The organism is Pseudomonas sp. SDO5522_S412 (assembly GCF_054071215.1).
In genome coordinates, this window is the sequence record NZ_JBSVWQ010000007.1 from 53,168 (window position 1) to 79,121 (window position 25,954).

General features: G+C 59.9%; 32 protein-coding genes, 1 tRNA gene and 1 pseudogene. 24 read left to right on the plus strand and 10 right to left on the minus strand.

The features are described from left to right. The first annotated feature begins 82 nt into the window (after nt 1-82). Complete coding sequence (locus ACW9I6_RS03395) at nt 83-691, plus strand: LysE family translocator (RefSeq protein WP_177054302.1); 609 nt, start codon at nt 83-85, stop codon at nt 689-691. Nucleotides 692-1,513: 822 nt separating this feature from the next. Then, nucleotides 1,514-1,600 (plus strand) — tRNA-Leu (locus ACW9I6_RS03400). 265 nt (nt 1,601-1,865) lie between these two features. On the opposite strand, the gene ACW9I6_RS03405 is transcribed toward ACW9I6_RS03400, so the two are convergent. Next, nucleotides 1,866-2,072: a hypothetical protein gene (locus ACW9I6_RS03405; RefSeq protein WP_457338903.1), complete on the minus strand. Its 207-nt coding sequence runs from the start codon at nt 2,070-2,072 to the stop codon at nt 1,866-1,868. A 77-nt stretch (nt 2,073-2,149) separates the two neighbouring features. Here ACW9I6_RS03405 and ACW9I6_RS03410 point away from each other — a divergent pair, with 77 nt between their 5' ends. Further along, on the plus strand, nt 2,150-2,605 hold the full coding sequence (locus tag ACW9I6_RS03410; RefSeq protein WP_003207714.1) for a hypothetical protein: 456 nt from the start codon (nt 2,150-2,152) through the stop codon (nt 2,603-2,605). 443 nt (nt 2,606-3,048) lie between these two features. After that, the gene (locus ACW9I6_RS03415; protein ID WP_102606495.1) at nt 3,049-3,537 is read left to right on the plus strand and encodes a DUF2846 domain-containing protein; all 489 of its coding nucleotides are present in this window, start codon (nt 3,049-3,051) and stop codon (nt 3,535-3,537) included. Between the two features lie 149 nt (nt 3,538-3,686). On the opposite strand, the gene ACW9I6_RS03420 is transcribed toward ACW9I6_RS03415, so the two are convergent. The 4 genes and pseudogenes from ACW9I6_RS03420 to ACW9I6_RS03435 form a co-directional block, all read right to left on the minus strand. Then, nucleotides 3,687-4,757, minus strand: a complete 1,071-nt coding sequence (locus ACW9I6_RS03420; RefSeq protein ID WP_457338897.1) for an asparaginase — start codon at nt 4,755-4,757, stop codon at nt 3,687-3,689. Between the two features lie 105 nt (nt 4,758-4,862). Beyond that, nucleotides 4,863-5,627: pseudogene (gene tnpC / locus ACW9I6_RS03425) on the minus strand (IS66 family transposase); the annotation flags it as partial. 219 nt (nt 5,628-5,846) lie between these two features. Then, the gene (locus tag ACW9I6_RS03430; RefSeq protein ID WP_457338898.1) at nt 5,847-6,674 is read right to left on the minus strand and encodes a hypothetical protein; all 828 of its coding nucleotides are present in this window, start codon (nt 6,672-6,674) and stop codon (nt 5,847-5,849) included. Nucleotides 6,675-6,756: 82 nt separating this feature from the next. Beyond that, nucleotides 6,757-6,891 (minus strand): hypothetical protein, encoded by a 135-nt coding sequence (locus ACW9I6_RS03435; RefSeq protein ID WP_023658805.1) that lies wholly within the window; start codon nt 6,889-6,891, stop codon nt 6,757-6,759. 219 nt (nt 6,892-7,110) lie between these two features. On the opposite strand from ACW9I6_RS03435, the gene ACW9I6_RS03440 reads away from it, so the two are divergent. Beyond that, nucleotides 7,111-8,139, plus strand: coding sequence for an alpha/beta fold hydrolase (locus ACW9I6_RS03440; RefSeq protein ID WP_457338899.1), 1,029 nt, complete (start codon nt 7,111-7,113; stop codon nt 8,137-8,139). Nucleotides 8,140-8,213: 74 nt separating this feature from the next. On the opposite strand, the gene xth is transcribed toward ACW9I6_RS03440, so the two are convergent. Further along, complete coding sequence (xth, locus tag ACW9I6_RS03445; RefSeq protein ID WP_102368989.1) at nt 8,214-9,032, minus strand: exodeoxyribonuclease III; 819 nt, start codon at nt 9,030-9,032, stop codon at nt 8,214-8,216. A 354-nt stretch (nt 9,033-9,386) separates the two neighbouring features. Between xth and ACW9I6_RS03450 the strand changes: the two genes are divergently transcribed. Then, nucleotides 9,387-9,548 carry a hypothetical protein gene (locus ACW9I6_RS03450; protein ID WP_166742167.1) on the plus strand — a complete coding sequence of 54 codons (162 nt, stop codon included), beginning with the start codon at nt 9,387-9,389 and terminating at the stop codon, nt 9,546-9,548. Nucleotides 9,549-9,553: 5 nt separating this feature from the next. After that, complete coding sequence (locus ACW9I6_RS03455; protein ID WP_032899360.1) at nt 9,554-9,871, plus strand: hypothetical protein; 318 nt, start codon at nt 9,554-9,556, stop codon at nt 9,869-9,871. Nucleotides 9,872-9,922: 51 nt separating this feature from the next. Here the strand turns inward: ACW9I6_RS03455 and ACW9I6_RS03460 are convergent, their stop codons facing one another. Next, nucleotides 9,923-10,381: a GNAT family N-acetyltransferase gene (locus ACW9I6_RS03460; protein ID WP_003207728.1), complete on the minus strand. Its 459-nt coding sequence runs from the start codon at nt 10,379-10,381 to the stop codon at nt 9,923-9,925. Between the two features lie 92 nt (nt 10,382-10,473). Between ACW9I6_RS03460 and arr the strand changes: the two genes are divergently transcribed. The 5 genes from arr (at nt 10,474) to ACW9I6_RS03485 (ending at nt 12,645) form a co-directional block, all read left to right on the plus strand. After that, nucleotides 10,474-10,890 (plus strand): NAD(+)--rifampin ADP-ribosyltransferase, encoded by a 417-nt coding sequence (arr, locus tag ACW9I6_RS03465; RefSeq protein WP_023658807.1) that lies wholly within the window; start codon nt 10,474-10,476, stop codon nt 10,888-10,890. Nucleotides 10,891-10,961: 71 nt separating this feature from the next. After that, nucleotides 10,962-11,168 carry a DUF1737 domain-containing protein gene (locus tag ACW9I6_RS03470; RefSeq protein ID WP_003207731.1) on the plus strand — a complete coding sequence of 69 codons (207 nt, stop codon included), beginning with the start codon at nt 10,962-10,964 and terminating at the stop codon, nt 11,166-11,168. Between the two features lie 48 nt (nt 11,169-11,216). Further along, nucleotides 11,217-11,585, plus strand: coding sequence for a VOC family protein (locus ACW9I6_RS03475; RefSeq protein WP_008435061.1), 369 nt, complete (start codon nt 11,217-11,219; stop codon nt 11,583-11,585). Nucleotides 11,586-11,689: 104 nt separating this feature from the next. Beyond that, the gene (locus ACW9I6_RS03480) at nt 11,690-12,112 is read left to right on the plus strand and encodes a hypothetical protein (protein ID WP_003207738.1); all 423 of its coding nucleotides are present in this window, start codon (nt 11,690-11,692) and stop codon (nt 12,110-12,112) included. Nucleotides 12,113-12,243: 131 nt separating this feature from the next. Further along, the gene (locus ACW9I6_RS03485) at nt 12,244-12,645 is read left to right on the plus strand and encodes a TonB family protein (RefSeq protein WP_177070363.1); all 402 of its coding nucleotides are present in this window, start codon (nt 12,244-12,246) and stop codon (nt 12,643-12,645) included. Between the two features lie 138 nt (nt 12,646-12,783). Here the strand turns inward: ACW9I6_RS03485 and deoC are convergent, their stop codons facing one another. Continuing rightward, nucleotides 12,784-13,464, minus strand: coding sequence for a deoxyribose-phosphate aldolase (gene deoC / locus ACW9I6_RS03490; protein WP_177067380.1), 681 nt, complete (start codon nt 13,462-13,464; stop codon nt 12,784-12,786). A 143-nt stretch (nt 13,465-13,607) separates the two neighbouring features. Between deoC and deoR the strand changes: the two genes are divergently transcribed. From deoR to ACW9I6_RS03540, 10 genes are all read left to right on the plus strand, one after another. Beyond that, nucleotides 13,608-14,366, plus strand: coding sequence for a DNA-binding transcriptional repressor DeoR (deoR, locus tag ACW9I6_RS03495; RefSeq protein WP_457338900.1), 759 nt, complete (start codon nt 13,608-13,610; stop codon nt 14,364-14,366). A gap of 171 nt (nt 14,367-14,537) precedes the next feature. Continuing rightward, complete coding sequence (locus ACW9I6_RS03500) at nt 14,538-15,512, plus strand: substrate-binding domain-containing protein (RefSeq protein WP_177049025.1); 975 nt, start codon at nt 14,538-14,540, stop codon at nt 15,510-15,512. A 93-nt stretch (nt 15,513-15,605) separates the two neighbouring features. Further along, nucleotides 15,606-16,622 carry a galactitol-1-phosphate 5-dehydrogenase gene (locus ACW9I6_RS03505; RefSeq protein WP_256579610.1) on the plus strand — a complete coding sequence of 339 codons (1,017 nt, stop codon included), beginning with the start codon at nt 15,606-15,608 and terminating at the stop codon, nt 16,620-16,622. Between the two features lie 93 nt (nt 16,623-16,715). Beyond that, complete coding sequence (locus ACW9I6_RS03510; protein WP_087693921.1) at nt 16,716-18,236, plus strand: FGGY-family carbohydrate kinase; 1,521 nt, start codon at nt 16,716-16,718, stop codon at nt 18,234-18,236. After that, entirely contained in the window at nt 18,233-19,219 is a 987-nt protein-coding gene (locus ACW9I6_RS03515) for a sugar-binding transcriptional regulator (RefSeq protein WP_457338901.1), read from the plus strand. The genes ACW9I6_RS03510 and ACW9I6_RS03515 overlap by 4 nt, the downstream gene beginning before the upstream one ends. After that, nucleotides 19,212-20,708 carry a sugar ABC transporter ATP-binding protein gene (locus ACW9I6_RS03520; protein WP_003207752.1) on the plus strand — a complete coding sequence of 499 codons (1,497 nt, stop codon included), beginning with the start codon at nt 19,212-19,214 and terminating at the stop codon, nt 20,706-20,708. Before ACW9I6_RS03515 ends, ACW9I6_RS03520 begins: the two co-directional genes overlap by 8 nt. After that, nucleotides 20,705-21,733 (plus strand): ABC transporter permease, encoded by a 1,029-nt coding sequence (locus ACW9I6_RS03525; RefSeq protein ID WP_003207754.1) that lies wholly within the window; start codon nt 20,705-20,707, stop codon nt 21,731-21,733. Before ACW9I6_RS03520 ends, ACW9I6_RS03525 begins: the two co-directional genes overlap by 4 nt. Before the next feature lie 10 nt (nt 21,734-21,743). Beyond that, nucleotides 21,744-22,427: an HAD-IA family hydrolase gene (locus ACW9I6_RS03530; protein WP_008435051.1), complete on the plus strand. Its 684-nt coding sequence runs from the start codon at nt 21,744-21,746 to the stop codon at nt 22,425-22,427. An 87-nt stretch (nt 22,428-22,514) separates the two neighbouring features. Next, nucleotides 22,515-22,706, plus strand: coding sequence for a hypothetical protein (locus ACW9I6_RS03535; RefSeq protein ID WP_023658809.1), 192 nt, complete (start codon nt 22,515-22,517; stop codon nt 22,704-22,706). Between the two features lie 208 nt (nt 22,707-22,914). Next, nucleotides 22,915-23,550 (plus strand): LysE family translocator, encoded by a 636-nt coding sequence (locus ACW9I6_RS03540; RefSeq protein WP_087693918.1) that lies wholly within the window; start codon nt 22,915-22,917, stop codon nt 23,548-23,550. A 1-nt stretch (nt 23,551) separates the two neighbouring features. On the opposite strand, the gene ACW9I6_RS03545 is transcribed toward ACW9I6_RS03540, so the two are convergent. Then, nucleotides 23,552-23,836 (minus strand): hypothetical protein, encoded by a 285-nt coding sequence (locus ACW9I6_RS03545; RefSeq protein ID WP_177020084.1) that lies wholly within the window; start codon nt 23,834-23,836, stop codon nt 23,552-23,554. 210 nt (nt 23,837-24,046) lie between these two features. Here ACW9I6_RS03545 and ACW9I6_RS03550 point away from each other — a divergent pair, with 210 nt between their 5' ends. Continuing rightward, nucleotides 24,047-24,502, plus strand: a complete 456-nt coding sequence (locus tag ACW9I6_RS03550) for a GFA family protein (RefSeq protein ID WP_003207766.1) — start codon at nt 24,047-24,049, stop codon at nt 24,500-24,502. Between the two features lies 1 nt (nt 24,503). On the opposite strand, the gene ACW9I6_RS03555 is transcribed toward ACW9I6_RS03550, so the two are convergent. Continuing rightward, nucleotides 24,504-25,031 (minus strand): DinB family protein, encoded by a 528-nt coding sequence (locus tag ACW9I6_RS03555; protein WP_134326561.1) that lies wholly within the window; start codon nt 25,029-25,031, stop codon nt 24,504-24,506. A 124-nt stretch (nt 25,032-25,155) separates the two neighbouring features. Here ACW9I6_RS03555 and ACW9I6_RS03560 point away from each other — a divergent pair, with 124 nt between their 5' ends. Then, nucleotides 25,156-25,875, plus strand: a complete 720-nt coding sequence (locus ACW9I6_RS03560; protein ID WP_457338902.1) for a tellurite resistance TerB family protein — start codon at nt 25,156-25,158, stop codon at nt 25,873-25,875. The last annotated feature ends 79 nt before the right edge of the window (nt 25,876-25,954 follow it).

Below are 25,954 nucleotides of genomic sequence, written 5' to 3' on the forward strand. Positions count from 1 at the left end.
GTATCTACCCGTAGCTGTACGGGGCGCAGGCTGGCGCAACGTTCTACTGTCACGGCCACAGTACTCGTTCGGATGTCGCGCCATGCTCATGTCTTCAAGCCTGCTTTCAGCCTTCGCGCTGTTCGCCTTTGTGTCCTCAATCACCCCTGGTCCCAATAACACCATGTTGCTGGCGTCCGGGGTGAACTTCGGTTTTATTCGCTCGATCCCCCATGCACTGGGGATCAGCATTGGCTTCATGTTGTTGGTGATCGCCGTGGGCTTGGGTTTGGGCGAAGTGTTCAAGGCATTGCCGTGGGCCTACATCGTATTGCGTTATGTGGGGGCGGCGTATTTGCTGTACCTGGCGTGGAAGATTGCAACCTCCAGCGCGATGTCCGATGACGCCGATGACAAGCGCAAACCCATGACGTTTCTTGGCGCGGCGGCCTTCCAGTGGGTCAACCCCAAGGCCTGGGTCATGGCGCTGGGCGCGATCACCACCTACACGCCTGCCGAGGGTTATGTCACCAACGTGCTGTTGATTGCCGCCGTGTTTGCCCTGGTGAACTTGCCCAGTGTTTGCGTATGGGCCGGCTGTGGCAGCGGCTTGCGCAATGTACTGCGCGAGCCACGCTGGTTGCGGGTGTTCAACTGGTCGATGGCGGGGCTGTTGGTGCTGTCGTTGTATCCGATGTTTTTTGCCGGCTGACACGCCCTCTGACCTCCAGCGGCTTGCGTCAGCAGGCCATGGATCCTAGACCGGTGAGATGGTGGCCAGCAGACCAATTGCGATGGTCAGCGCAAGAAAACCGAACAGGAAAAATGCCATCTTAGCCATAAGGCCTCCGAAATGAACGGGCCGGCAGGACGGTTCCTGCCGGGCTCCACGGGCGTGTCGGGAGTGGGAGTATTGTCAGGGCAGGGCGGTTTTCGATACAGGGGCAGATGCAGAAGAAAAAAGCGTATCAGATGGGCCGGGGCGCCGCAGGAGCAGGAAAGCCGGGGATGATCATTTTGGGGTATCAGGGAATAAACCGCGGCTCAGTAACTTGTGGGCGGGACTGCTGAAGGAACTAACCTTTTGCGGGGAGTATCGTATCCACGATTTTCGTGGGAGGTTGAAGGCGAACTGCGTCGTGCGTGGCTATTCTCAAGCGGCGCTGGGAGGGTTCCTTGAAGTGATTTCATCGGGGCGAGTAGGCAAATGGGCAAGACATTGGCTGCGCTGTCGTTTTTGATGACCCTGGTTTGGGTTTCAGTGGTTATTGCGGTAATGACTTATTTTTCCTGATGCACGTGGGGCACGGGTGCGGTACCTGGTGAAGCGGTCGGTATCGCCATTGCCCACTCCCGCCTGCAAAATCTGTAGATGACTGATCTGGCGAGCTTTTTTGTTTGCCAGGGCGCCGCTTGATTGTTTGAAAAAGCCCGCACCCGACCTTGCATCGAGGGGGCTGGATCTATATATTCCCTAGCCTGCTGCAACGCTCAAGGGCTTTTAACGCTGCTTGGCCTGCTGCATAGCGCTACCGCCCGAATGGCGAAACTGGTAGACGCATGGGACTTAAAATCCCCCGCTCGTAAGGGCGTGCCGGTTCGATTCCGGCTTCGGGCACCATCTAAAATCAAGGGTTTGCGGGCGAAAGCTGATGCAAGCCCTTGTTTGTTTCCGGTCGGTAATAAAACAACTGGCCCGCAAATCACTTCGTTGGTGAGACTTTCTTGCCTTTGCGGTTGCGGATGTACTGCTCGGTCATCACGACTGTGGTATGGGGCGGAAAAAGTGCTGGTTCCTGATCCAGGCAACCAGCTCATCCTTCGTCATTTCATCGAGAACATCTTTAGCCACCGAGTTTTTCATGCGTGCATACCTCGCCCGCCGCTCACCGGTAGGCATGTAGGTGTATGGCCCGGTGTCGCCGTCGAACGGCTCGACGATGTGGATAGCGACGCCCAAGCGCTTGGTAGCTGTAGGCGATTGGCCTGGGCTTGTAACCGATCGGCGCCGCTTCTTCGATCTGGCCGCCGCTGGCCAGGAACTGGGCGACCTGGGCCGCCAGTTCAGCCGAGGCCGGGCACCGAATTGATATCTAATTGCCATCATTCCGATACAATCGCGCCCGGCTGAGCATCAGCTATGCCAATGAAGGCGCAACGGAGTGATGGTATGAAGATGGGGAAGGTGGCGGGCGCCACACTACTTGCAGCAATGACGTTCCTGGGCGGCTGCGCGAGTATCGTGAGCGATAGCAAGCCAAAGGTTGGGCTGTACAGCCTGCCTACAAATGCCAACTATGTAATCAAAGACAGCAAGGGCAGCGTGCTACTGAAGGGGGTTACGCCCGGAACGGCACTTTTGGAGACGAGCCGAGGCTACTTTCAAAGCCAAAGCTATACAGTCACCTTCCAAAAGGACGGTTACACCGAGACGACAGTTCCCCTGAAATCTACAGTGAGCGGCTGGTATTGGGGGAACCTGCTGATTGGCGGTTTGATCGGTATGCTGATCGTAGATCCGCTGACAGGCGCCATGTACACATTGCCAGAAGACGCGACAGGAAACCTTTCTGCTGTTGCATTACCTCAAGCCTCGCTGCTACCAATGCCTAGCGCTCCGCAGTAAATACGATCTCAAAAAAAGCCCGCACATAGTCGGGCTTCTTGGTCTTAGATAAGGCCTCTGAGAGGAGAGCGCTATACCCTTAGGCCCAACCTCTCACACTTCATTCTAGCCATGGTGTTGTTTCGCGCAGGATTGGTAGTTTGTCGCTAGTTTTCGCCGCGAGGCAGGAACATTCATAGCACTTGTCTGTCATAGCCCCCGTAGATACTTTCGCATTGACCACCACGCAGACGGCATACCCGAATCTGCGCCCGAGGAAGCCGTCATAGGCTTGTATCGGTTCGCTCAAGTAACGTTACTTATTTGCCTCTTAATCTGGCTGGTTCTGTGCCAGGTTTGCCTGGATCGTTTCTTTATAATCGAATGGATAAAGGCCGAATAGCATGAGTGATTGAGGGAACGGCAGTGTTGATCATCAAGGGCTTAATCAGAATGGAGCGGTTATGACACGAGCATGGAAGATTTCAGCATTTCTCTGGTTGGGGCTCCTCAGCTCCTGCACGATGACAGGGCCAAAATTCGCGCCACTTGAAAACGTGGATTCTCAATATGGTGTTCTCTATGTCTACCGGCCCAGTAATTACGATATGGGCCTAATGACCGCCTTGATTTCTTTGGACGGAAAGCAGATAGCATCTCTAGAGAACGGCGGTTATGTAGCCGTGCCTGTTGCGCCAGGTGAGCACACGATCACCCAGAAATGGAAGGCCGGAATCTTGGGCAATTCCGATCTTGAGGGCGGTACCACGACCACTGTCGTCGATGTTAAACGCTCAGATGCCTCCTACGTTAGCCTCACATCCAATAGCACGAGAGTGCAGGCAAAACGATTCAATGCCGTCGCTGTTGACCTGCAGTGGCAGCTCAATAAAGTGTCTGCAGATCAGGCATTGCCCGAGATTTCTCAATGTAGAAAGGTTGAGGCGATCTAGCCCGACGGCGGGCGATATCTAGGTAAGCGGATGGCGAACACACCTTTACACCGCACCCACGTCGTAAGCGTTTGGCGAATCCACCTTACGGCTTTGTAACGAACATACCGTGTAGCAGCTTGGGTGATCGGGAATCGAGTGGCCGGATCTCAGAGCTTGGCTAGCTGCAATCTTGTCTGCAATTGACCTACGCACTCACCCGCAATGCTCCTCACAGCTGGATCAACCCATGGCTTTAGAAGCTCATGTTCGCGAATCAAGCCCAGCTGTAGTAGTACGCTGACAGCGGTCGTGTAAAGCGGCCCTAGGCTTCCGTCTGCAATTTTGATAGCTATACCCAGGCCGCGACTACGAATCCCAATTGTGTAGACCCCATCTGCGCCGACCTTAGCAATGCAATCGCCATTAGATGCGAGCGCTATGGCCTGATCACAACGACCCGTACCTGACACCATCTCGGGGTGGGAAGCCATCGCGGAAGCAATCGAAGACAATGCATTATCGTGATCACTATCAATGCCCGACTCGCCGGTGGCAAGACGCGCCCAGAGCAACGCAAGGCGCGACAATGGCATGCCGTAGTTTGGAGCACTGCAACCGTCTATTCCAGACCAAAGCTGGTTTGACGGGAGGTCTGCCAGCATCGCAATGCCTTGACGGATATCCACTTGGAGAGGGTGATCCGGATCAAGGTAATTTTGGTTATGTCCATGTAAAGAACAGTAGCCTAGAAATCCCGCATGTTTACCTGAGCAGTTGTTATGCCTCTGATCGAATGTGCTCCCAAGCGGTGGTAGGTTATGTTCACCGTACTGAATCGGCAGATGGCATCCGCAACGCAGGTCAGCTTCTGACTTGGAAATTTTTTCAAGCAGCCGGGAGACTGCTATCACGTGATAATCTTCGCCCGAGTGACTGCCACAGGTAATGGCTAGCTCTGCCGCAGAGAATCCAAAGTGATGGTGTCCCCCATCCCTTACCAGTGGTACCGCCTGAAAAGGCTTTAATGTCGAGCGCGAAAATACGTAGGTGTCAGGGGCGCCGACATGCACAACTGATGTGCCTATGGCATCCACCACGGCGAGTGATCCCCAGTGGATGCGTTCTACATAAGTATTCCGCGTTGCTACGATAATCGGAGTATGGGCAGGTGATGGCATCACAGAATCCTGAAGCGAATAAATAATGCCGGTCAGTAGAGCATTATTGTGATGCCTCAAGCTAATCCAGCCACCCAGGCTAAATAGATGCCCACTTATGAGGCAGCAACTCGGTAATTTCACTCGCCCGCTGCGTCGGCAGACGCATCAAAACGTCTTTCAAGTAAGCATCTTGCCTTTCCAGCCCTGCAGGAAGTTGCGAGCATGCTCACCGGCGCGGCTGGGGTTGAAGTCGTAGACGACAGCGGCTGGTTCGCAGAACTGGCTGGTGGCGTAAGCCCAAACATAAGAACGGTGGGTTTTCTTCGAGCCCGGAGCGAGCATCTGCACGGGTGTTTCATCCGCGTGCACAACCTGCTGCCCGATCACTACGTCACGCAGGGCATCGACCAGCGGCTGCAACTGCACGCCAGTAACGCCAACCCATTGAGCCAATGTGGCGCGTGGAATCGCCAAGCCAGCACGACCAAAAATCGATTCCTGGCGGTAAAGCGGAAGATGGTCAGCGAACTTCGCGATCATGACGTGGGCCAGTAATCCGGCAGTTGGGATGCCCTTGTCGATGACCTGCGCCGGTACCGGGGCCTGGATCAGCGTTTCGCAGTCATCGCACACCCACTTGCCACGCACATGGCGTTCAACGGTAAAAACGCCCGGCGTGTAGTCCAGCTTTTCGCTGACGTCTTCACCGATGCGCGCGAGTACGCAGCCGCATGGGCAGTGGGTGCGCTTGGCAAACTTCAAGCGCTTGAGTTGTGCGATCTCGTGGGTCAGCTTCTCGATTACCATTTGATCGCGGTTAATCTTCCTGCCCATCGTTTCGACCGTCTTGCTCGTCTGACCCATGGTCTCCATTTGCGACAGCAACTGCGCAGCGAATGCACGCAGTTGGTCGGGGGCCATTTGATCGAGATTGGGCGAGGAAGTCATGCCGTGGATTTTACCAAAGCAGCTCGTTTGCGGCAGTAGGCCAAGGCGCTAATTACAGCTTCTTAAAGCAGTGTGATTGCACCGCCAGCTCCAACGCGTTGCCAAGGTAGACCGAGCACCAAGGCCTGAAGTTGACCTCATGCGCACTGAATCGCCGCTGATTTTCTCTGTTGCAAATGCACCGCCCGGTCATCGCAACAGTACTGCGCTACCTCAACCTCAGTTCTTCGCCCGGCTCAATAGAAATTCGTACCGGCGCTTATCGATAAAGATCGAATAACGTAATCCTCCGTCGCCGCTCGGCTGAAGAATGCTGTGGGTCTTGGATTTATGGAAAGGGTGGCTGTAAATAGAGGGAAGGTCTGAATAGGCATAGCTTTCAAAATGCAGTTCGTCGCCTACCCAATGCACCTCGTTGTACAGAAAGTGCCAGTTTTTGCTGGAGGCCATGTAGAGGTAGGCGCTGCCGTTGGGACCCATGACGACTTCCACCTCCAGCTCGCCTTTGTCATCTGCCCACTTGCCAATATATCGCTCCATACCGGAGTGGGCAGGTATCCCGGGATCCGCTGCAAAGTCACTGGCCTTGAAAGGGGTTTTGCGCGCAGCTTCAGCGGCGGCGTTTGGATAAAGGGCACACAGCGGTGCGACGTTACTGACTTTTACGTAGTTGAAGGTCAGGCTCGTATCCGAAACATCCATGCTCAGCGTCATGGTCTGCGGGTCGAATGCCAGGACCTTCAGGTCGAAGTTGTCTGAAGGTGATTTGAGATGGATGACCTTTCCATCGTCGGACACCTTGAAGTCGCTCACTTCCTTTTCCTGGTGCTTCCCGGGTTCAGCGCAGTTGAATGGATGCAAGGTGGCCTTGGCATCTGCGCTGTATTCGACCACGTTGGCAATTCCGTTGCGCAGAGGAACCATGGCCCAGATGCCAACTACGTTATCTTGAGTCGCCAGCGCGTGCGTCGAAGGCTTGGAGCCATGGTTGGCACACCCGGTCATCATCAAGGTGGCCAGGGAAATTGTCAGAACGTTGATCCGCATCGGGCTTATCCATAAGAGTGTTCGCATTGATCCATCTGTCGCGGTTGGCGACCTTCTGGCAGGCAAGCATCATAAGGGATCGTTACGCTACGGTGCAGACCCAGAGGTGATTCTGCCGATAGGGCGCGCGGGTGAAGTGAACATCTGAAACCAGATGCATGCCTCGCTCTTGCAGGGCTTCGGTCAGTTGTACGAGTGTCTCTGCCTGGATAGTCATTGCTGTTACCTCGTCAGATTTACTGCGTTCATAATTCTTGACCGGCCGGGCAACTGGCTAATTCAAATTTTCTACAACGTTGATTGACGTGTGGTTGCTTCAGTTCTTTTGGTCCCGATCCCAGGATAAGCGCGACCTGAAAATACGCGGGCAGTGGTGCTCACGCACTCGAGGTGACCTACAGTGAAACATCGCGCCGGTATGACATGAGGAGATCCTATGTCCACTTTCAAGCTGACTTCGCGCGTCTTCAGTACGCCCCGTCACACAACGCATTATCTGGAGTCGGGACCTGCCGATGGGGCATTGATGATGTTCCTGCATGGTTGGCCCGAACTCGGTTTGATCTGGCGTGCACAGATGGAAGCGTTCGCTGCCCAAGGCTGGCACTGCGTCGCACCCGATATGCGCGGCTATGGCGGCTCTTCGGCGCCGGCCGCGATCAATGCGTACACGATTGAAAACATCGTGGCAGACATGACAGAGCTGCATGACCATCTCGGTGGAACGCCCGCCATCTGGGTGGGCCACGATTGGGGCAGCGTCGTGGCCGGTGAACTGGTCGCCCATGAACCTTGGCGCAGCCGCGGCGTTGTGCTGGTTTCGGTTCCGTACTTTCCTTCCACGAACGCGCTGGCGACGCTCATACCGCTGGTTGACCGAGGGATTTACCCGGTCGACCAGTATCCAGACGGCCAATGGGACTATTACCGCTACTACAACACGCATTTTGCGTCCGCCGTGGCTGATCTTGACGCGGACAAAGCAGCATCGCTGGCGTCGATTTATCGAAGAGGCGACCCTGCAAGCATCGCCAGGGTCGCCTCCAATGCCGAAGTGACCCGCAAAGGCGGGCGGTTTGGCGAAGCGCACCGGGCTCCCCCGACCCCACCAGACTCGGCGCTCTGGCCCGAGACGGACTTCGCGGCACTGGTGCGCACGTTCGAGGAGCATGGTTTCCGCACGCCCTGCGCGTGGTATCTGAACGACGATGCCAACATCGAATACGCCCATCGCGCACCCAATGGCGGCCGCCTGTCCATGCCCGTCCTGTTTGTGAACGGTGATTACGACCCGATGAATACCATCAACGGCAATCAGTTGGGCGATCCAATGCGCGCGGCCTGCGCAGACCTCACAGTGACGAGCCTGCCTGGCGGGCATTGGCTGCCGGTGGAGTGCAAGACCGAACTCGTTGCGGCCATAAGTCGCTGGCTGATGCTCGCGAAATTCGTGGCCCATCAGTAAGCCCGGATCACACCTTGGGATGGGTGAGTCGGGTACCGGCACGCGTGCCGGTAGTCAGCGTCGTGGCTTGTGAATCAACTGCGTTTTGGCTTCTTTCTTGACCGGGTTTGCCGTGATGAGATCTCGATCCACGTCGGCGCATGATCACTGGCATGCTCTTCACCCCGTACCCATGCATCTACGCCGACGTTTTTCAGGTACGGGGCGAGTACCGGGTTGAGCAGCAGATGGTCGATGCGCAGCCCGGAATTCTTCTGCCAATGCTGACGGAAATAATCCCAAAACGTGTACACCCGCTCTTCCGGGTACAGGTGCCTCAGCGAGTCGATCCAGCCCTGGGAAAGCAGCCTTTGAAAGCACTCACGGCTTTCTGGCTGGAGGAGGGCATCCTTGAGCCATGAGCGGGTGTTGTAGATGTCCAGGTCGGTGGGCACCACGTTGTAGTCACCCGCGAGGACCACTGGATGTTCGCTGGCCTGCAGTGTTGCAGCGTGGGAGATCAGGTGTTCGAACCACGCGAGCTTGTAATCAAATTTTGGCCCAGGTTGCGGGTTTCCGTTGGGCAGGTACAGGCATCCGACAATCACGCCATGGACAGCCGCTTCCAGGTATCGAGACTGCGAGTCGTCCTTGGCTCCCGGCAGGCCCTTATGGATCAAAAGAGGTTCGGAATCCCGCGCGAGAATTGCCACTCCGTTCCAGGATGCCTGGCCATGGTGCAATGAGCCATAGCCCGCCGCCTCAAGTTCTCCAGCGGGGAACGCGTTGTCTTGCGCCTTCAGTTCCTGCAGGCAGACGATGTCCGGGCGCTCCTTTTCCAGCCACTGCAGAAGGTTGGGCAGTCGCGTCTTTATGCCGTTGACATTGAATGTCGCGATCTTGAGGTTCTGCATGGCGTCGGTCCTTCAATGTGCCGGGTGCGCCGGGTGTTCGGCCACCGTGGGGGTAGGGGGCCTACCCTTGCTCATTTGGCGATGTCCCCTATACCGGTTTAGTCGCAAAGCCTCTTTTCGACTACAGCAAGCCTGCTTTTGCTCACTGACATTACGACCGGAACCTGTTTTTGAAACGACCATTGGTGTCATTTTCCGGTTGTGCCCCCGACTGGTTCAACGCTCACTGATCCTGCAGAAGCACTTCGCGGCAGACCGAGAGGGGGCAGGTTGTTCAGGCGGGCTGTCGGAACGTATGATCGCAGCGAGCGCCCTTTTCCGGGCGCTGAGACTCACCCTTTGAAGGACATGAGCATGGAAAAGCACTTCGGTAATTCAGGCCTGTTCAAGGCTGCTTCGTATCACTGCAACACGCTCCTTGGCAGCGGCATTGCTCGCTGGGAGCTGAAAAATATTGCGTTGAATACGAAGGAGTTTTTGATATGTCCAAAGAACTACTCGGAGTTTCTGCTCTAGGGTTGATGGTGGTGGGGGAGTTTTGTGCAATCTACAGCGAGGTGGTAACCGCCAGGCTTGCCCAGACAGGGCATGGTTCATGGGAGGCGTTCGTCCTTCCCGTTGTGCTGATGTGTTTTGCCGGGCTTTGCCTGTTGGGTGCGTATTGGCTGGGGTACGTGGCGGTCGGTGATATCTGGGTCGTCACCGTGGTCTCAGTCACCTCCCTGTTGCTGCTTGAGCCCGTGGTGGTCTGGGCGCTGTTCCATGAAGCACCAGGGCGTGGCGCACTCATCGGGTTTGTCCTCGGCGCCTTGGGCATGCTTGCTACTGTATTGCTTTGACTCCGCCCTCTGGCCCGGCAATCAAACGCCGGGCCAGCTCGCCTCAAATGGTCACAGCTTCATCTTGAAGCCTGTGTGGGTTGGCAAGAACCCCAGGGACTCATAAAACCTATGAGCATCTGGCCGCGTACGATCACAGGTAAGCTGGATCAGTTGGCAGTGGCGCTGACGTGCTTGCTCAAACGACCATTCGAAGAATTGCCGGCCCAATCCGCTCCCACGCATTCGCTCGTGCACGCGGACGGCTTCGATTTGAGCTCGCCATGCGCCCCGATGAGAAATATTCGGAATGAAAGAAAGTTGGAGAGTACCGACCACCTCTTCATCAGCCACAGCGACGGCAAGAAACTGGTTCGGGTCTGCGTCGATGGCCTCAAACGCTCGTGTGTAGGAACTCTGAAGCGGAAGACTGCTATCTTCTCGAACAGCCCCCAGGGAGTCATTTGCCAGCAGCAAAACAATGAAAGGCAAGTCGTCGATACTGGCGCGTCGTATGGTCAGATTCGTCACAACGGTTTCCTGAGGTGCGGTGGTATAGAGGAACCCAGCCGATGGGGGCATTCGCATCCAAACATAACATTCATCCACGGAGCAACGAGCTCATGTCAAATACCGCTGGCATGTTCATCCGTCAGTTCTTTCACGGCACCCGGGCCGACCTGGAGCCCGGCGATCTGATCCGCGTCGGCTACCCGTCCAACTTTACAGAAGGTAAAGCACTGTCCTGGGTTTACTTTGCGGGCACGCTGGATGCCGCCATCTGGGGGGCTGAGCTGGCGCTCGGCAGTGGGCGGGAACGGATTTATGTTGTGGAGCCAACGGGGGCGATCATGGATGACCCCAACGTGACGGATAAGAAGTTTCCCGGCAATCCCACGCTTTCCTATCGCTCCACTGACCCTTTGCGCGTCGTGGCGGAGGTCACGAAATGGCACGGGCATCCGCCTGAACGGTTGCAGCAGATGAAGGACAATCTCGCGCGCTTGAAGGCCGAGGGTCGCGACGTGATCATTGACTGATATCATCGGGCACAAGCCGGCGTCACCCGATCGCCAAGTGGCTTTCCTTAACTGTTCCAGCAGGTGCTCCCATGCAGAATTCCCCTCCTGAAGGCCTACCTACCTATCGGATCCTGACAGGCAAGGACGATGCCTCCTTCTGTCACCGGGTCTCTGAAGCGCTTGCGCTGGGTTACCAGCTTTACGGCTCGCCAGCGGCAACCTTCAATGGCGAGTACGTGGTGGTGGCACAGGCTGTCGTTTGGAACGCCGATAACAACGCTACTGTCAGGAACTGACGCGGGCTTGAATTAAGGTGAGTTCTCTCACTCCTGTCAGGTCAAATGATGAAATTCTCGTCTGTTCGTCTCGTTACCAACCACTTTGAACGGCTCGTTCAGTTCTATCACAACCTCTCGACTGTCGAGCCAAGGCACCTGGCTGACGGGTTCGCTGAAATTCACCTCGACGGCGTCGTCCTGGCCATAGCCGATGAGCGCCTGGTCCGCCTTCACAACGATGGACTGGCAGTCGCCGCCAGCAACCGTTCGGCGATCCTGGAGTTTCAAGTGGACGATGTGGAGGCCGTCCTGCTGCGTATCGGTCGGGCTGACGTGGTGATGCCGGTGACGGTCATGCCATGGGGCAACACTTCGGTATTGCTGCGTGATCCGGATGGAAGCCTGGTCAACGTCTTTTCGAGACCTTGCCGCTGAATTGGTCCGCTGTTGTCGCCAGGTTCGGTAGGGTCGATAACGGGTTAAAGTAATCAGCTTAAGCGCCGATCAATTAACATCGATACCGGAATTGGATATTTGACATGATCACGAACGTCAGCAGTCTCGCTTCAGTACCCGCCAACCCAAGTCCGGCCAGCGTCAGCGATAGCTCCAAGACCGAAGACTCTGGAACCTTGAGTCTCAACCCGGACACGGGTGCCAAAAGTGCGCCCGCTGCAGGTGGCGGCCAGGCGGCATCCACGTCGCAGGAGTCCGACACCGTCAAGGCGCTGAAAAAGCAGATTGCGGAGTTGCAAAAGCAGCTTCAAGAGCAGCAGCAAAACATGCAAAAGGCCCAGGCCAGCAATCAAAGCGCAGACGCCAAAGCGGCCGCCGTGGCTGCCGCCCAGGCGCAGATTGCCGCAACGGCAGCTGCATTGCAGTCTGCGTCTTCGGCGTTGTTGCAGGCACTGACTTCCGACGGTGGAAGCGGTACCGGTTCCATCGTCAGTACCACCGCCTGAGAGGCAGATTTGGTTTCCACAAGAAGCATTCGTGTACCCACGGGCCATTCTGTTCGACCTGGATAACACGCTGACGCACCGAGCCTTGATTAGCCTCACCTTGCACACCAAACGTCAACGGAACTGCGTTTATGAAATACAGCTGGATCGCACTTGTCTTACTGCTTTGTGCCTGCACGAGCGGCCCCACCCGGGAACAACTGGCAGAACAACGCTTATGGGAATACCAGTTGCTCACTCACCTCAATCACTTCAAGTCGTACCCCGAAGAAGCTCGCCTGCAAGGATTGAGCGGCCTGGTCAGGGTTGAATTCGTGGTCGACGCCAAAGGCAACCTGATACGCCACAAAGTCATCAGCCATACAGGTTCGGATCTGTTCGTCAGCGCCGTGGAGAGATTCGTTCCGGCGGCGTCGCCAGTGCCTGCGCCTCCACCCTCAATGCTGCTCAAAGGCGAAATTCAAGTGGTAGCCCCGTTTGTATTCTGCCTGGAGGGCGTGGCCTGCGCCGGCTCACCGCCACGCCGGCTGTAGCTGACCTGCGGATAAATTCCGGGCAAAGAAAAGCCCGCGATGGGGAGCGCGGGCTTAAAGGTTTTCACCAGGAGCTGAGATGACCATAGGCGCCCGACTGTGAAAGGGTTGTGAAAGGGCGCCAGCGCTGCACTCAACTCAGTAGGCGCCCGCGGCCGCCTTTGCGCCGCTGACGATGGCGATCCCGGAGCTGCTGCCCAGGCGCGTAGCACCGGCTTCGATCATCGCCTGGGCCGTCGCCAGGTCGCGCACGCCGCCCGACGCCTTCACGCCTATCTGCGCCCCCACTACGCCGCGCATCAGGCGCACATCCGCCAATGTCGCGCCGCCATGGCCGAAACCGGTGGAGGTCTTGACGAACGCCACGTTCAGCTCGCGGCACAGGCTGCAGGCATGGGTTTTCTGCTGGTCATCCAGCAACCCGGTCTCGAGGATGACTTTCAGCGGCACCGCGCCGCAGGCCGCCAGCACCTGGGCAATATCGTCGCGTACCTGGTCCAGCAGGCCATCCTTCAGCCAGCCGATGTTCAGCACCATGTCGATCTCGCCTGCACCGGCCTCGATCGCAAGCTTTGCCTCATAAGCCTTGGCCGCACTCAAGCCCGCACCCAGGGGGAAGCCGACGACGGCACAGACCAATGGCGCGGCGTCGCGCAGGCAGTCGGCGGCCAGCGGCACGTTGGCGCTGTTGACGCACACGGACTTGAAACCATGCTCGCGGGCCTCGGCGCACAGTTGGCGAATGCTCGCCTGGGAAGCATCGGCGGCCAGCAGGGTGTGGTCGATATAGGCCGCGAGCGGCAACGGATCAGTCGGCATGGCAAGTGTCCTGTAAGGATGAGGTGCTGGGAAAAGGCGGTTTGTGTTAAGTTGGATGCATTAAATGTGAAATAAATAACATTGTAAATGGAATTTGTGACTGCCCTGATCAAGGGCTCGCATTCAACGAGGGTTGGAACGCAGTGGATTCAAAGAAAAGCGAAAGATTTCGGGCCATGCACAAGGCCTTGCAGGGCGAGTCGGCGATTCACTTGCGTGACATGGCCGCATTGCTGGGCGTATCGGAAATGACCCTGCGCCGCGACCTGGCAGACAGCCCCCAGGGCCTGCGCCTGTTGGGCGGGCACGTAACCCGCAACGGGCCGCCGGAGCCCGATTACCAAGTCGCCGAACAGGACCAGCGCCACGTCGCCGAGAAGCGTCAGATCGGCGTGTTGGCCGCCAGCCTGGTGCGCCCCGGCGACACGGTGTTTATCGATTGCGGTACCACCACGCCGTTCATTATCGAGGCGTTGCCGGATGACCTGGAGTTCACCGCGCTGTGCAATTCCCTCAACGTATTGCTCAAGCTCCAGCAAAAGCCCCAATGCACCATCATCCTCTGCGGTGGCACCTTTCATCGGCGCAACATGGTCTTCGAGAGCCATGCCGAGGCGGGCATCCTGGATGGCATCCGTGTGGCGTGGGCGTTCATTTCCGCGGCCGGCGTCAGCGCCGCCCACGGTGTGACCTGCTACAACCTCAACGAAGTGGAGGTCAAGCGCCGGGTCATGGCGCGGGCGCAGACCTGCGTGCTGGTGGCCGACCACAGCAAGTTCGACGAAGTACGTGCGGCACACTTTGCCGAGCTGTCGGACTTCCAGCGGGTGATCAGCGACCCCGGGCTCGAGGCGGCACAGCAGCAGGTGATCAGGGACAGCGGGGCGATCCTGCTGATCTGACTCAAACATTATTGTGATTTTTATTTCATTTGTTCGGAATTTAACAAATTGGCCTTGACACTCTCGGGAGCAAGGCATAGTTTTTCAAATGTGATCGCGGTTCACATTTGTGAGCACGGCCTCCCTGAAGGCCGTGCCCGAATCCTGACAACAATAAAAATAGGAATCACCATGCTCCAGATAGCCCGTAAACCTGTTCATGTGCTGGCCCTTGCACTGGCTGTCGCGGCCTCGGCGCTGGCGCTGAACGCCCAGGCCAAGGATCTGAAGATCGGTTTCAGCCAGGTCACCCTGCAATCTCCTTTCTACGTACAACTGCGCGACGGCGCCAAGGCTGCAGCGGCCAAGGGCGGCGACGAGCTGATCTTCCTCGACGCCAACGGCGATATCAGCAAGCAGAACAACGATATCCAGGACCTGCTGACCCGTAAGGTCGACATCCTCATCATCAACGCCGTGAACCCCGACGCCGTGGGCGCGGCCCTCGACGCCGCCAAACGCGCCAAGGTGCCGGTGATTGCCGTCGACCGCGCAATCAATGCCCCGGTCGCCACCACCATTGGCCGTAACAATGCCGAGATGGGCGAGCTGTCCGGCAAGGCGCTGCTTGCAGCGCTCAAGCAGCGCGGTGTGACCAAGGGCAAGATCATCGAGATCCAGGGCGACGCCGGCGGTACGGTAATGAAAGAACGCCGCAAGGGCTTCCACACCGCTTTGGCCGGCTCCGACTTCAAGATCATCGACGGCCCCTACAGCGAGTACATGCGCGCCAACGCAGTCACGGCAATGCAGGATTTGCTGCAAGCGCACCCGGACCTCAAGGCGGTGATCGCGCATAACGACGACATGGCCATGGGCGCGCTGCAAGTGCTCACCGAAAGCGGCAAGAAAGACGTCCTCGTGGCCGGGATCGACGGCTTGTCCGAGGCCTTGAATGCCATCCAGAGCGGCGATCAGTACGTGGCCACCGCCCTCAACGACCCACGCTACCTGGGCGAGGTCGCCATCGAGGCGGCGCGGGCCCTGGCGGCCGGCAAGTCGGTGCCGAACTTTGTCGACGCCGGCACCCAGGTGGTGACCAAGGCCAACGTGGCCGAGGTCAAGCATGACTCAACCTTCGGCGAATACCGCCCCGGCGCGCTCTGACGGATCTGCGCCGCCACGCTATGGATTTTTGCGGGCACCTCTTGCGGGAGGTGCCTGTTCGAACGCACTCGTCACTCAACAGAGGACTTCACTGTGAAAGCTGCCGTCATGTACCAACCGGGCGATATCCGGGTCGAAGATGTTCCAAAACCTGCGGTCAAGGCCGGCCACGCGCTGGTTCGGGTCGCCGCCTGCGGCGTGTGCGGCTCGGATATCCCGCGCATGCTGAGCAAGGGCGCCCATGTGATGCCGCTGATTTGCGGCCATGAATTCGCAGGCTTTATCGAAGAGATCGGCAGCGGTGTCGACGGCTATGCCATCGGCGAACTGGTGACCGTGCCGCCGATGATCCCGGACGTCAGCAGCGACCAATATGCCCGAGGCTTTCCGTCCCGCTCGGAGCGCTACGATTACTTCGGCAGCCGCCGCGACGGCGCGTATGCCGAGTACGTCAATGTGCCCCTGAGCAACCTGATCAAGGTGCCCCAAGGCATGGACCCGATTGCCGCGTCCCTGGTGGACCCGGCGGCGATTGCCCTGCATGCGATCTGGAAAGCCGACTTCAAGGCCGGGCAGAGCGGGGCAGTGGTAGGTTGCGGGCCGATCGGCCTGTTTGCGATCCAGTGGCTACGGATCATGGGGGCCAAGGACATCGTCGCCATCGACATCGCCGAAGAGAAACTCGCCATGGCCCGCGAAGCCGGTGCCACCCACACCCTGCTCAGCGGCGCGGCGGATGCCGAGTTGCCCCGTTGCCAACTGGTGATTGAAGCGGCAGGCCATCCCAGCTCGATCAACCAGGCCGTGCAACTGACCAAGGCTGGCGGGCATGTGGTGTTTATCGGCATTCCCACCAGTGACGTGGCCCTCAGCACTGCGACGTTCTCGCACTTCCTGCGCCAGGAAATCTCCCTGCACGGCGCCTGGAACTCGTTCTCGGCACCGTTCCCGGGCGATGAGTGGACGGCCTCCATCGACAAGCTGGCTTCCGGAGAATTGCAGTGGCAGTTCATGATTACCCACGACTTGCCGCTGGATGAATTGCCGGCGATGTTCAAGCGCTATGCCGATCGCAGCGAAGTCGCGGCCAAGGTAATTTTCCGTCCCTGAGCCGCGTCAGCTGTGTGTCGCCAAGCCCGACGACGCTGTGCGTTGCCGGGCTTAAAACAAAAAGCGTTGTTACAAGACGCAGGAGAACTACCGATGACCTTGTTGTTGGGACTGGATTTCGGAACAGGTGGGGTGCGGGCTGGTTTGTATGACCTGCACAGCCACAAACTGGTACACGTCGCCGAGGCGCCGTATGCCACGCAATACCCGCAGTTGGGTTGGGCCGAGCAGGCGCCGGCGGACTGGTGGTCGGCGCTGGGCAAGGCCTGCCGGCAGTTGATGGCCCAGGCCGGGCACCCGCAGGTGGCGGCGGTGTGCGTCGCCACCACAGCCTCCACCGTGGTGGTTGCCCAGGCGGACGGCCAACCCCTGGCCCCGGCGTTGTTATGGATGGATTGCCGCGCCGCTGCCGAGTCGGCGCGCACCGCCCACGTCAGCCACCCGATGATGAACCAGGGCGGTGACGCGGTGGAATGGCTGGTGCCCAAGGCCATGTGGCTGGCCGAGCACGAGCCTCAGGTTTACCAGCGCGCCGAGCGTATTTGCGAGGCCGTGGACTGGATCAACTTTCAGTTGACCGGGCGCTGGGTCGCCTCCCAATTGAATGCCAGTTGCAAGTGGAATTACGACACCTTGCAGCAGCGTTTTCCGGTGGAATTGTACGCTGAACTGGGCGTGCCTGAACTGGCGCAAAAACTCCCTCAGGAAGTGATCAAGGTTGGTGGGCGGATCGGCCCATTGAGCGCCGATGCTGCCAATCATCTGGGCCTGAGCCGCGACACGCTGGTGGCCCAGGGCGGAATCGACGCCCACATGGCAATGCTCAGTGCCGGCACCACTGGCGCCGGCGAGCTGTTGTTTATCGGCGGTACCTCGGTGGTGCAACTGATGCACACCCCGCAACGCATCGACGTACCGGGCATCTGGGGCCCGTACCCCGGCGCCTTGCTCGACGGCCAATGGTTGATGGAAGGCGGGCAAGTCTCCGCCGGTTCGATCCTCAACTGGCTGGCGCAAAAGATGTTCGGCCTCGACGATGCCGGGCACCAGCGCCTGATCCGCCAGGCCGCAGAACTGCAGCCTGGCTCCACCGGCTTGCTGGTGCTCGATTACTGGATGGGCAACCGCACACCGTACCGCTCGCCGGACATGCGCGGGGCGATCATGGGCCTGTCGCTGAACCATGACCGGCATGACCTGTACCGCGCCTCGGTGGAAGCGATTGCCCTGGGCTCGGCGAACATCTTTCACACCTGGCGCTCCGAGGGCATCGAGATCACCCGGGTGGTCGCCGCCGGTGGTTTCCAGAAGAACCCGTTGTGGTTGCAGGCCACGGTGGATGCCACCGGTGTGCCGTTCGAAATGGTGCCCCACGATAACCTCACCCTGATCGGCACCGCCGCCGCTGCCGCCTGCGCCCTTGGTGAGTTCGGCACCTTGCAGGAAGCGGCCACCGACTTCACCACCATCGGCCGGCTGATCGAGCCCGACCCTTACGCCCACGAGCAATACATCGAGCTGTTGGGCCGCTACCGCGCCGCCACCGACAGCGTCGCGCCCATCAGTTGCAAGCCACCGGCGAACCGCACGCTCGGCGTAAGGCCGGCAGCATGAGCGCCCATCCTGAAGAAACGTTTGCCACGCGGTTGTCGGCCGATTCCCAGCGCGATGACTTGATGGTCCAGGTGGCCAAGCTGTATTACGACCTGGAAAAGACCCAAAGCGATATCTCCCGGGAGACCGGCCTGACCCGCTGGCAAGTCAGCCGCTTGCTGCGCGAGGCGCGGGATTGCGGGATGGTGCGCATCGATATCGTCGCCCGCTCGGCGCGCTTGCCGCAGCTGGAAGTAGCCTTGCAACGGCGTTTCGGCCTGCGTGAAGCATTGGTGCTGGATGTGGAAGATGCCGACACCGCGCTGAACGTGGTGACCCAGGCCGCCGCCCGTTACCTGTGCAACTTGCAGCCGATGCCGGCGCTGATCGGCGTGTCGTGGGGCCGCACCCTGACCAAAATGGCCCAGTGGCTGGTGCCGCGCTGGAACGAGGGGGTCAACGTGGTGCTGCTGAACGGCGCGATCAATACCCGTTCGATGGGCGAGTCCAGCCATAACGTCGCCGAGCGCTTCGCCCAGGCTGCCCGTGGCCAGGCCACGTTGCTGCCGGTGCCGGCGATTCTCGGGCATGCGCATACCCGCGAGGCGCTGGAGCAGGACCCGGTGATCGCCCAGGTATTGCGCCTCGGGCAACAGGCGCCGGTGGCGTGTTTCAGCCTGGGGGAGTTGTCTGATCATTCGGTGTTGATGGAGTCGGGTTACATCGACCGGCCATTGCTCGAAGAGCTGGAACGCCTGGGCGCCGTCGGCGACATCATGGGCCGCTTTATCGGCATGGACGGTGAACCGGTGATGCCCGAACTCGACGCCCGCACCCTGGGCCTGCCGTTGGCCGCCTTGCGCGACAAGGCCTGGTCCATTGCCGTGTGCGTTGGCGCGCAAAAGCACCGCATCGTCCACGCCAGCGTCAAGGCCGGCTATGTCAATGTGCTGGCCACCGACGCGGCCACCGCCCGCTATTTGCTGGAGCAGGATCATGAGTGAGTTGGCCCTGGATATCCGTCATGTCAGCAAGCGTTTTCCGCCCAATGTGGTGGCGCTGACCGATGCCTCCCTCGACGTTCGGCCCGGTGAGGTGCATTGCCTGCTGGGTGCCAATGGCGCGGGCAAAAGTACCCTGTTGAAAATCGTCGCCGGCGCCCATCGCCCGGATGGCGGCGAGATGTCGGTGGCGGGCCGGCGGGTGGAACTGAAGAATCCGCAACAGGCGCGCCAGGCCGGGATCGCGATGATCTATCAGGAGCTCGACCTGATCCCGCAGATGACCGTCGAAGAGAACCTGATGCTCGGCTATGCGCCCCAGCGCTTCGGGATTATTTCCCGGGGCAAGCGCAGTGCGTTGGCCAAGGCCGCACTGTTGCGGGTCGGGGCCAACTTCTCGAGTTCCGACCGGGTGGGCAGCCTGTCGATTGCCAACCAGCAATTGGCGGCCATCGCCCGGGCACTGACCTGTGAGGCCCGGCTGGTGGTGATGGATGAGCCTTCGGCGGCGCTGAACGAGACCGAACTCAAGCGGGTGTTCCAGGTGATTCGCGAGATCACTGCGGCGGGTGTGGCGGTGCTGTATGTCAGCCACCGCTTGAATGAAATTCGCGAGATCGGCGACCGGGTCACGGTGCTGCGTGCCGGGCGAACCCTGCAAACCCACGAGCTGGCGCAGATCGACGACCAGGCGCTGATCGCCGCCGTGGTCGGCGAGCACCGCGACCTGCTGGAACGCAGCCCGCGTCAGGCGCCGCGGGACAACCTGGCGCTGAATATTCGCCGGCTGCAAGGCGAGCAGGGCCTGGACGTGCAGGGGCTGGAAGTGCGTCAGGGCGAAATTGTCGGGCTTGCCGGGCTTAACGGGGCAGGGCGCAGCACGTTGCTCAAAGCCTTGTTTGGCGTGGGCCGCAACGACAGCGATGTTGAACTGTTTGGCCAGCCTTATCAGCCGCAAACCTCGCGCCAGGCGATCCGCCAGGGCGTCGGGTTGGTGCCGGAAAACCGCAAGACCGAAGGCCTGCTGCTGGATGCGCCGATCTACCGCAATGCCTGCCTGGTGCACACCCGGCACTTGAACTGGTTTTCCCATCGCCAGGCCAAGGACCGCGCCGGCCCGGTGCTGCAGCGCTTGCAGACCAAGCTCGACAACCTTGAGCAACCGGTACGCCAGCTCTCCGGCGGCAATCAACAGAAGGTGGTCATGGCCAAGTGGGTGATCGACGGCGCGCGCCTGTTGCTGCTGGACGAGCCCAGTCGTGGCCTGGATGTCGGCGCCAAGGCCGACCTCTATGCCCTGGCCCGCAGCCTGGCGCAGGAAGGGGCGGCGGTGCTGGTCGCCAGCAGCGAGCTGGACGAGTTGTACGTCAATTGCGACCGCATCTGGGTGATGCATGAGGGGCGCAACGCGCTGTGTTTCGACCCCTTGACTGCCAGTCGCGACCAGATCGACCAGGCCATCCTTATCGGTAGAACGAGTGTAGAACCATGACTATTGCAAGCAACCCAAGCCCGGTTTTCGATAAGCCCGTCACCCTCACCAGTCGCCGTCGCAGTGCGGTGCTGGAGTGGGTGATGCGCTACAACTTCGTGTTCATTTTCCTGTTTGCGGTGGTGGTGGCGACGTTCCTGTCGGACGACTTCCTGACCTTCGGCAACATCGCCAACCTGTTCCAGCAGGGGGCGATTGTCGGGATCATCGCCATCGGCATGACCTTCGTTATCCTTACGGCCAATATCGACCTGTCGGTGGGCAGCCTGTGTGCCTTCGGCGGGATCCTGGTGGCGGTGCTCCTGCAGCAGCAGGTCAGCGGCTGGCTGGCGGTGCCGGCCACGTTGCTGGTGGGACTGGCCATCGGCACCTTGATGGGCAGCCTCACGGTCTTTGGCAAGGTGCCGAGTTTTATCATCACCCTGGCCGGGCTGGTGTCGCTGCGCGGGGCCACCTTCCTGGCATCCGACGGTGCGCCGATTGGCGGATTGCCGGCCAGCTTCACCTCGTTCGGCTCGGCCATGATCGACATCTGGCCCAGCGCTGGCATTGCGTTTCCGGTGCTGGGGCTGATCTTTATCCTGATCACCGTCATCGCCTGGCTGGTGCTGCGCTACACGGTGTTTGGCGAGTATGTGCTGGCCACCGGCGGCAACCTGGAGGCTGCGCGGCTGTCCGGCGTGCCGGTGCGGGCGGTGACGATTGCGGTGTTCGCCATCTGCGGCGGCCTGGCAGCATTCGCCGGCTTGTTGATGACCTCACGCCTGCACGTCGGCCAACCGACCGCTGCCCAGGGCCTGGAACTGGATGCAATTGCCGCCGTGGTGCTGGGGGGCACCAGCCTGTTCGGCGGGCGCGGCAGCGTGGTAGGCACGGCGGTGGCGGTGATGCTGCTGCAGGTGTTGCGCAATATCTTCAACCTGCTGGGGCTGGGCTCGTTCTACCAGATGGCGATCACCGGGGTGATCATCGTGCTGGCGATTTTGCTCAACCGCTTGATCGACCATTACGCCGGGCGCACCTGAGGACACCGTGATGAATGCACCGCTACCCGCGCCGATCAAGGCCGTGATCTTCGACATGGACGGCCTGCTGCTCGACACCGAAGGCATCTACACCGAAGTCACCCAGCTGATTGCCGACCGCTACGGCCGCACGTTTGACTGGAGCATGAAGCAGAACACCATCGGCCTGGGGGCTTATGAACTGGCCAGCTATATCGTGCAGGCCGTGGGCTTGCCGATGAGCCCCGAGACGTTCTTGCAGGAACGCACACCATTGATGAATGCGCGGTTTCCCCAGGCGGCGGCCATGGCCGGGGCCCAGGCGCTGGTGCGGCATTTGTCGGCCCATGGTGTGCCGATTGCGGTGGGTACCAGTTCGTCGCGGCACTACTTCGAACTGAAAACCACCTTGCACCGCGACTGGTTCTGCTTGTTCGATGCCATCGTCACCGCCGATGACCCTCAGGTAGGCGCTGCCAAGCCGGCGCCGGATATCTTCCTGGTGGCCGCCCAGCGACTGGGAGTGACGCCCGCTGAATGCCTGGTGTTCGAGGATTCCCCATTCGGTATCACTGCGGCCAAGGCGGCCGGGATGTACGCCGTGGCCATCCCGGACCCGGCGATGCCGCAGGAGAAGTTCCTGCATGCGGATGGAAGACTGCTGAGCCTGGAGGCGTTTGACCTCGCGCGATGGGGGTTGCCAGCCTACCGCTGACTCGACGTCCGGTAGGCTGCCTCGTCGTCAGCGGGTGTATGGTAGACCGGGCAAACACCTGGATTATCTCTGGAGAGAGAGGTGACTATGAGCACTCCCATGCTGAACAAGCTGCATCTCAACGGTTATGACATCGTGCAGGTCAACAGCGGCCCGTGGCGCGTCTGTACCAAGGCTGATCGCCTGGCATCCTTCGGTTCCCGTGAGCAGGCGCTGGCGTATGCCGCGGCGCTACCGGGGTACAAGGCACGGTCGAGGCCGGTGGCCAATGATGCATGAGCCCTCAACAGCCTCGGTCAATCCGGGGCTTTTTATTGGCACCCAATGGAGTAATACATGACCGGTGGCGAGGGAGCTTGCTCCCGCTGGAGTGCGAAGCGCTCCCAGGATTTTGGGGCCGCTACGCAGCCCAACGGGAGCAAGCTCCCTCGCCACACAGAGGATATGGTGGGATGATTCGCAGCTGATCAGCCCGTAGGAACCTGTCATGTCCCTGGCAACCTTATTTCTGTTCGTCATGATGAGCGCCGCGATTATCGCGATACCTGGCCCGACGGTTCTGTTGGCCCTGCAAAATGGTTCGCGCCATGGTTTGCGGGCGGCGTTCTGGGGCATGGCCGGGGCGGTGTTGGCGGACGCGTTGCTGGTGACGGCGGTGGCGTGTGGCCTGGGATTGCTGCTCGCGGCCAGCGAAGGGCTGTTTCAGGCGCTGAAATGGATCGGTTCGGCGTACCTCATCTGGATTGGCTGGCAGATGTTGCGATCACCCCAGGCGGCGTTGCCATCGGTGGGCGAAGGTGAGGACGGCGGCACCCGCTCGGCGAGTATTTTCACCCGCAGTTTCCTGGTGGCGATTTCCAATCCCAAGGCATTGTTGTTCATGTCGGCATTCCTGCCGCAATTCGTCGACAGCACCCAGGCACAACTGCCGCAGTACGCATGCCTGTTGCTGGCGCTGTGCGTGCTCAATGTCAGCATCATGATGTTCTACGCGGTATGCGGGGCACGCTTGCTCAGTCGCCTGCGGCCCGCACATTTGCAGCATTTCAACCGTGGGGCGGGTGGGTTGTTGATGACGATGGGCGTGCTGTTGGCCGCTTACCGTCGTGCCCCGGCTGCGTAACTTAAACGAATGGCTGGCCGTGGAACCCGCGTGGCAGGCGCTGACGGCCTGGCAGGTCGGTCAGGCGCTGGGTCCAGGCACTGCGCCAGTCACCGGCGGCATGGGCGATTTTGGACTTGCGCGCGGCACGCCGAGCGGCGTTGCGTTGGGTGCGGCGGGCTTCCTTGAAGACTTCGGTGTTACGGCAGGTACGGCACTTGACCCGATTCAGCTCGGTGCTGGAAGGGAGGTTGTTGCCGTGATGACCGCAGGCAAGATGCCCGGCGACCTTGAAGTGAATGACCATGTAAGCGTCTCCTTCTTGGGGGATGCGTCGCATCGGTAATCTGCTGATGCGCGCGGGCAGGGCGGGGCAGCCATTGGCTGATGTTCACCGCTCTGTCTTTTATGACAGTTCGCTGCTCCATGCGTTCGGTAATGCAAGCTGGCACTGCTGTTCGCGACGCACCCGCTCGTTTATCCTCCGGTCACACACACAATGTGACTGGAGTGGAAGATGAGCAATCAAGAGTCCCAGGAAGGCGGCTGCCGTTGTGACCGGGTGCGTTTTACCGTGACCGAAAAACCATTGATCACCATGGCGTGCCACTGCACAGGGTGCCAGAAGATGTCATCCAGCGCGTTCTCGCTGAGCGCGCTGATCCCCAGCCACGGATTCACCATCACCCAGGGCAACCCGGTGATCGGCGGGTTGCATGGCGTAGACCGCCACTACTGCTGCCCCCACTGCATGAGTTGGATGTTTTCCCGCCCCAATGGCGTGGAAGATCTGATCAACCTGCGCCCCACCATGCTGGATGACGCCAGCGGTTATGTGCCATTCATAGAAACCTGGACCAGTGAAAAGCTGCCGTGGGCGACTACCCCGGCGCAGCACAGCTTTGCGCAGCTCCCGGAGAGGGAGAATTTCCCCGCGCTGATACAGGCGTACGCCGAGTACAGCGGCGGTTGAACTAGTCCATCAGTGCCAGCAGGTCGGTGTCGCCCACGTCGCGCCCGGCCTGGGTCAGCAGCGTTGTCACCTGGCCCCGGTGGTGGGTCTGGTGATTGAAGAAGTGCACGAGCAGGGCATGAAAATTCTTGTTCATGGGCGTGCCCGCCATGTTGTGGTACTGCAGGGGCTGATCCAGGTCCGACTCACTGATCGACTGCACCCAGTCGATGATGAGCTGGTCGAGCCAGGCGCGGTGGGCCGACAGTTCACGGATATCGGCGAAGGCCAGTTGATTCAGACGTGGCGGCAACCCCAACGCGTCTAACGGTACCAGCGCGGCAAAGCCTGCCGGATGCTCGGCGAAACGCTTGAGCCAGACGCGATCACCCAGGGCGAGGTGGTTCAGCGTGCCAAGGATCGACCCGAAGAACGCGCCACGGTCGGCAATCAAGTCTTCGTCGCTCAGGCCGTGGGCCGCTTCATACACCTTGCGGTTCATCCACTGGTTATAGGTCGCCATCAAGGCAATCTGCTCGGTACGGGTCACGTGAGGTTCCTCGATGGGGGGCGCGTCGCCATGATAATGCGAGCCTGCCGGGCGGTCATGGTGTTCTCGCGCAGCGCAGCTATTGTTGTTGATCTGGAACTCTGCGCCCTGGGAGGGTGACACCATGAATACCGGCGATCTACTGGAACAATTGTTGCGGGCGGGCCAGGCCTCGTCCAGCCAGCAGGGCGGCGCTGCACCCGGGTCTCAGGGCGGGCTCGGTGGTTTGGGCGGCTTGCTTGGCGGTTTGCTGGGCGGCAGCGCTGCTTCGGCTTCCGGCGGTGGCGGCCTCGGTGGCTTGCTTGGTGGCCTGGGCGGCATGCTCGGCGGAACCCGTGCGGCGCCTCAGGGGCGCACCGGCGGCACCAACTACGCGGCGCTGGCGTCGTTGGGGATGATGGCGTTCCAGGCGTATCAGGCCTGGCAGCGGCAACAGGCGTCGGCGCCGCAGCAGGCGTTGCAGACGGTTGACCAGTTGTCTGGCGCGCAGGTCGAAGAACACAGCCGCGCCGTGCTGCGTGCATTGATCGCGGCAGCCAAGGCGGATGGCGAGATTGATGAGCGGGAGCAACAGATGATCTCGGCCGAGATCGGCAAGCACACCGATGATCCGCAATTGCAGGCGTGGCTGGATGCCGAGGTGGCCAAGCCGCTGAATGCGGCGGACTTTGCCGAGTTTGCCGGCGATCCGGCGGTGGCGTCGGAGGTGTACCTGGTCAGTGTGCTGCTGGTGGATGACCAGCGGGACGCGGAGCGCACTTATCTGGATGAGCTGGCGGCGCAGTTGAAGATTGATCCTGCGTTGCAGGTGCATCTGGAGCAGCAGGCCAATGGGCAGGTTTAAATCGCTATTACGGTCATACCAACCTGTGGCGAGGGAGCTTGCTCCCGCTGGAGTGCGAAGCGCTCCCAAAGATTCCGGG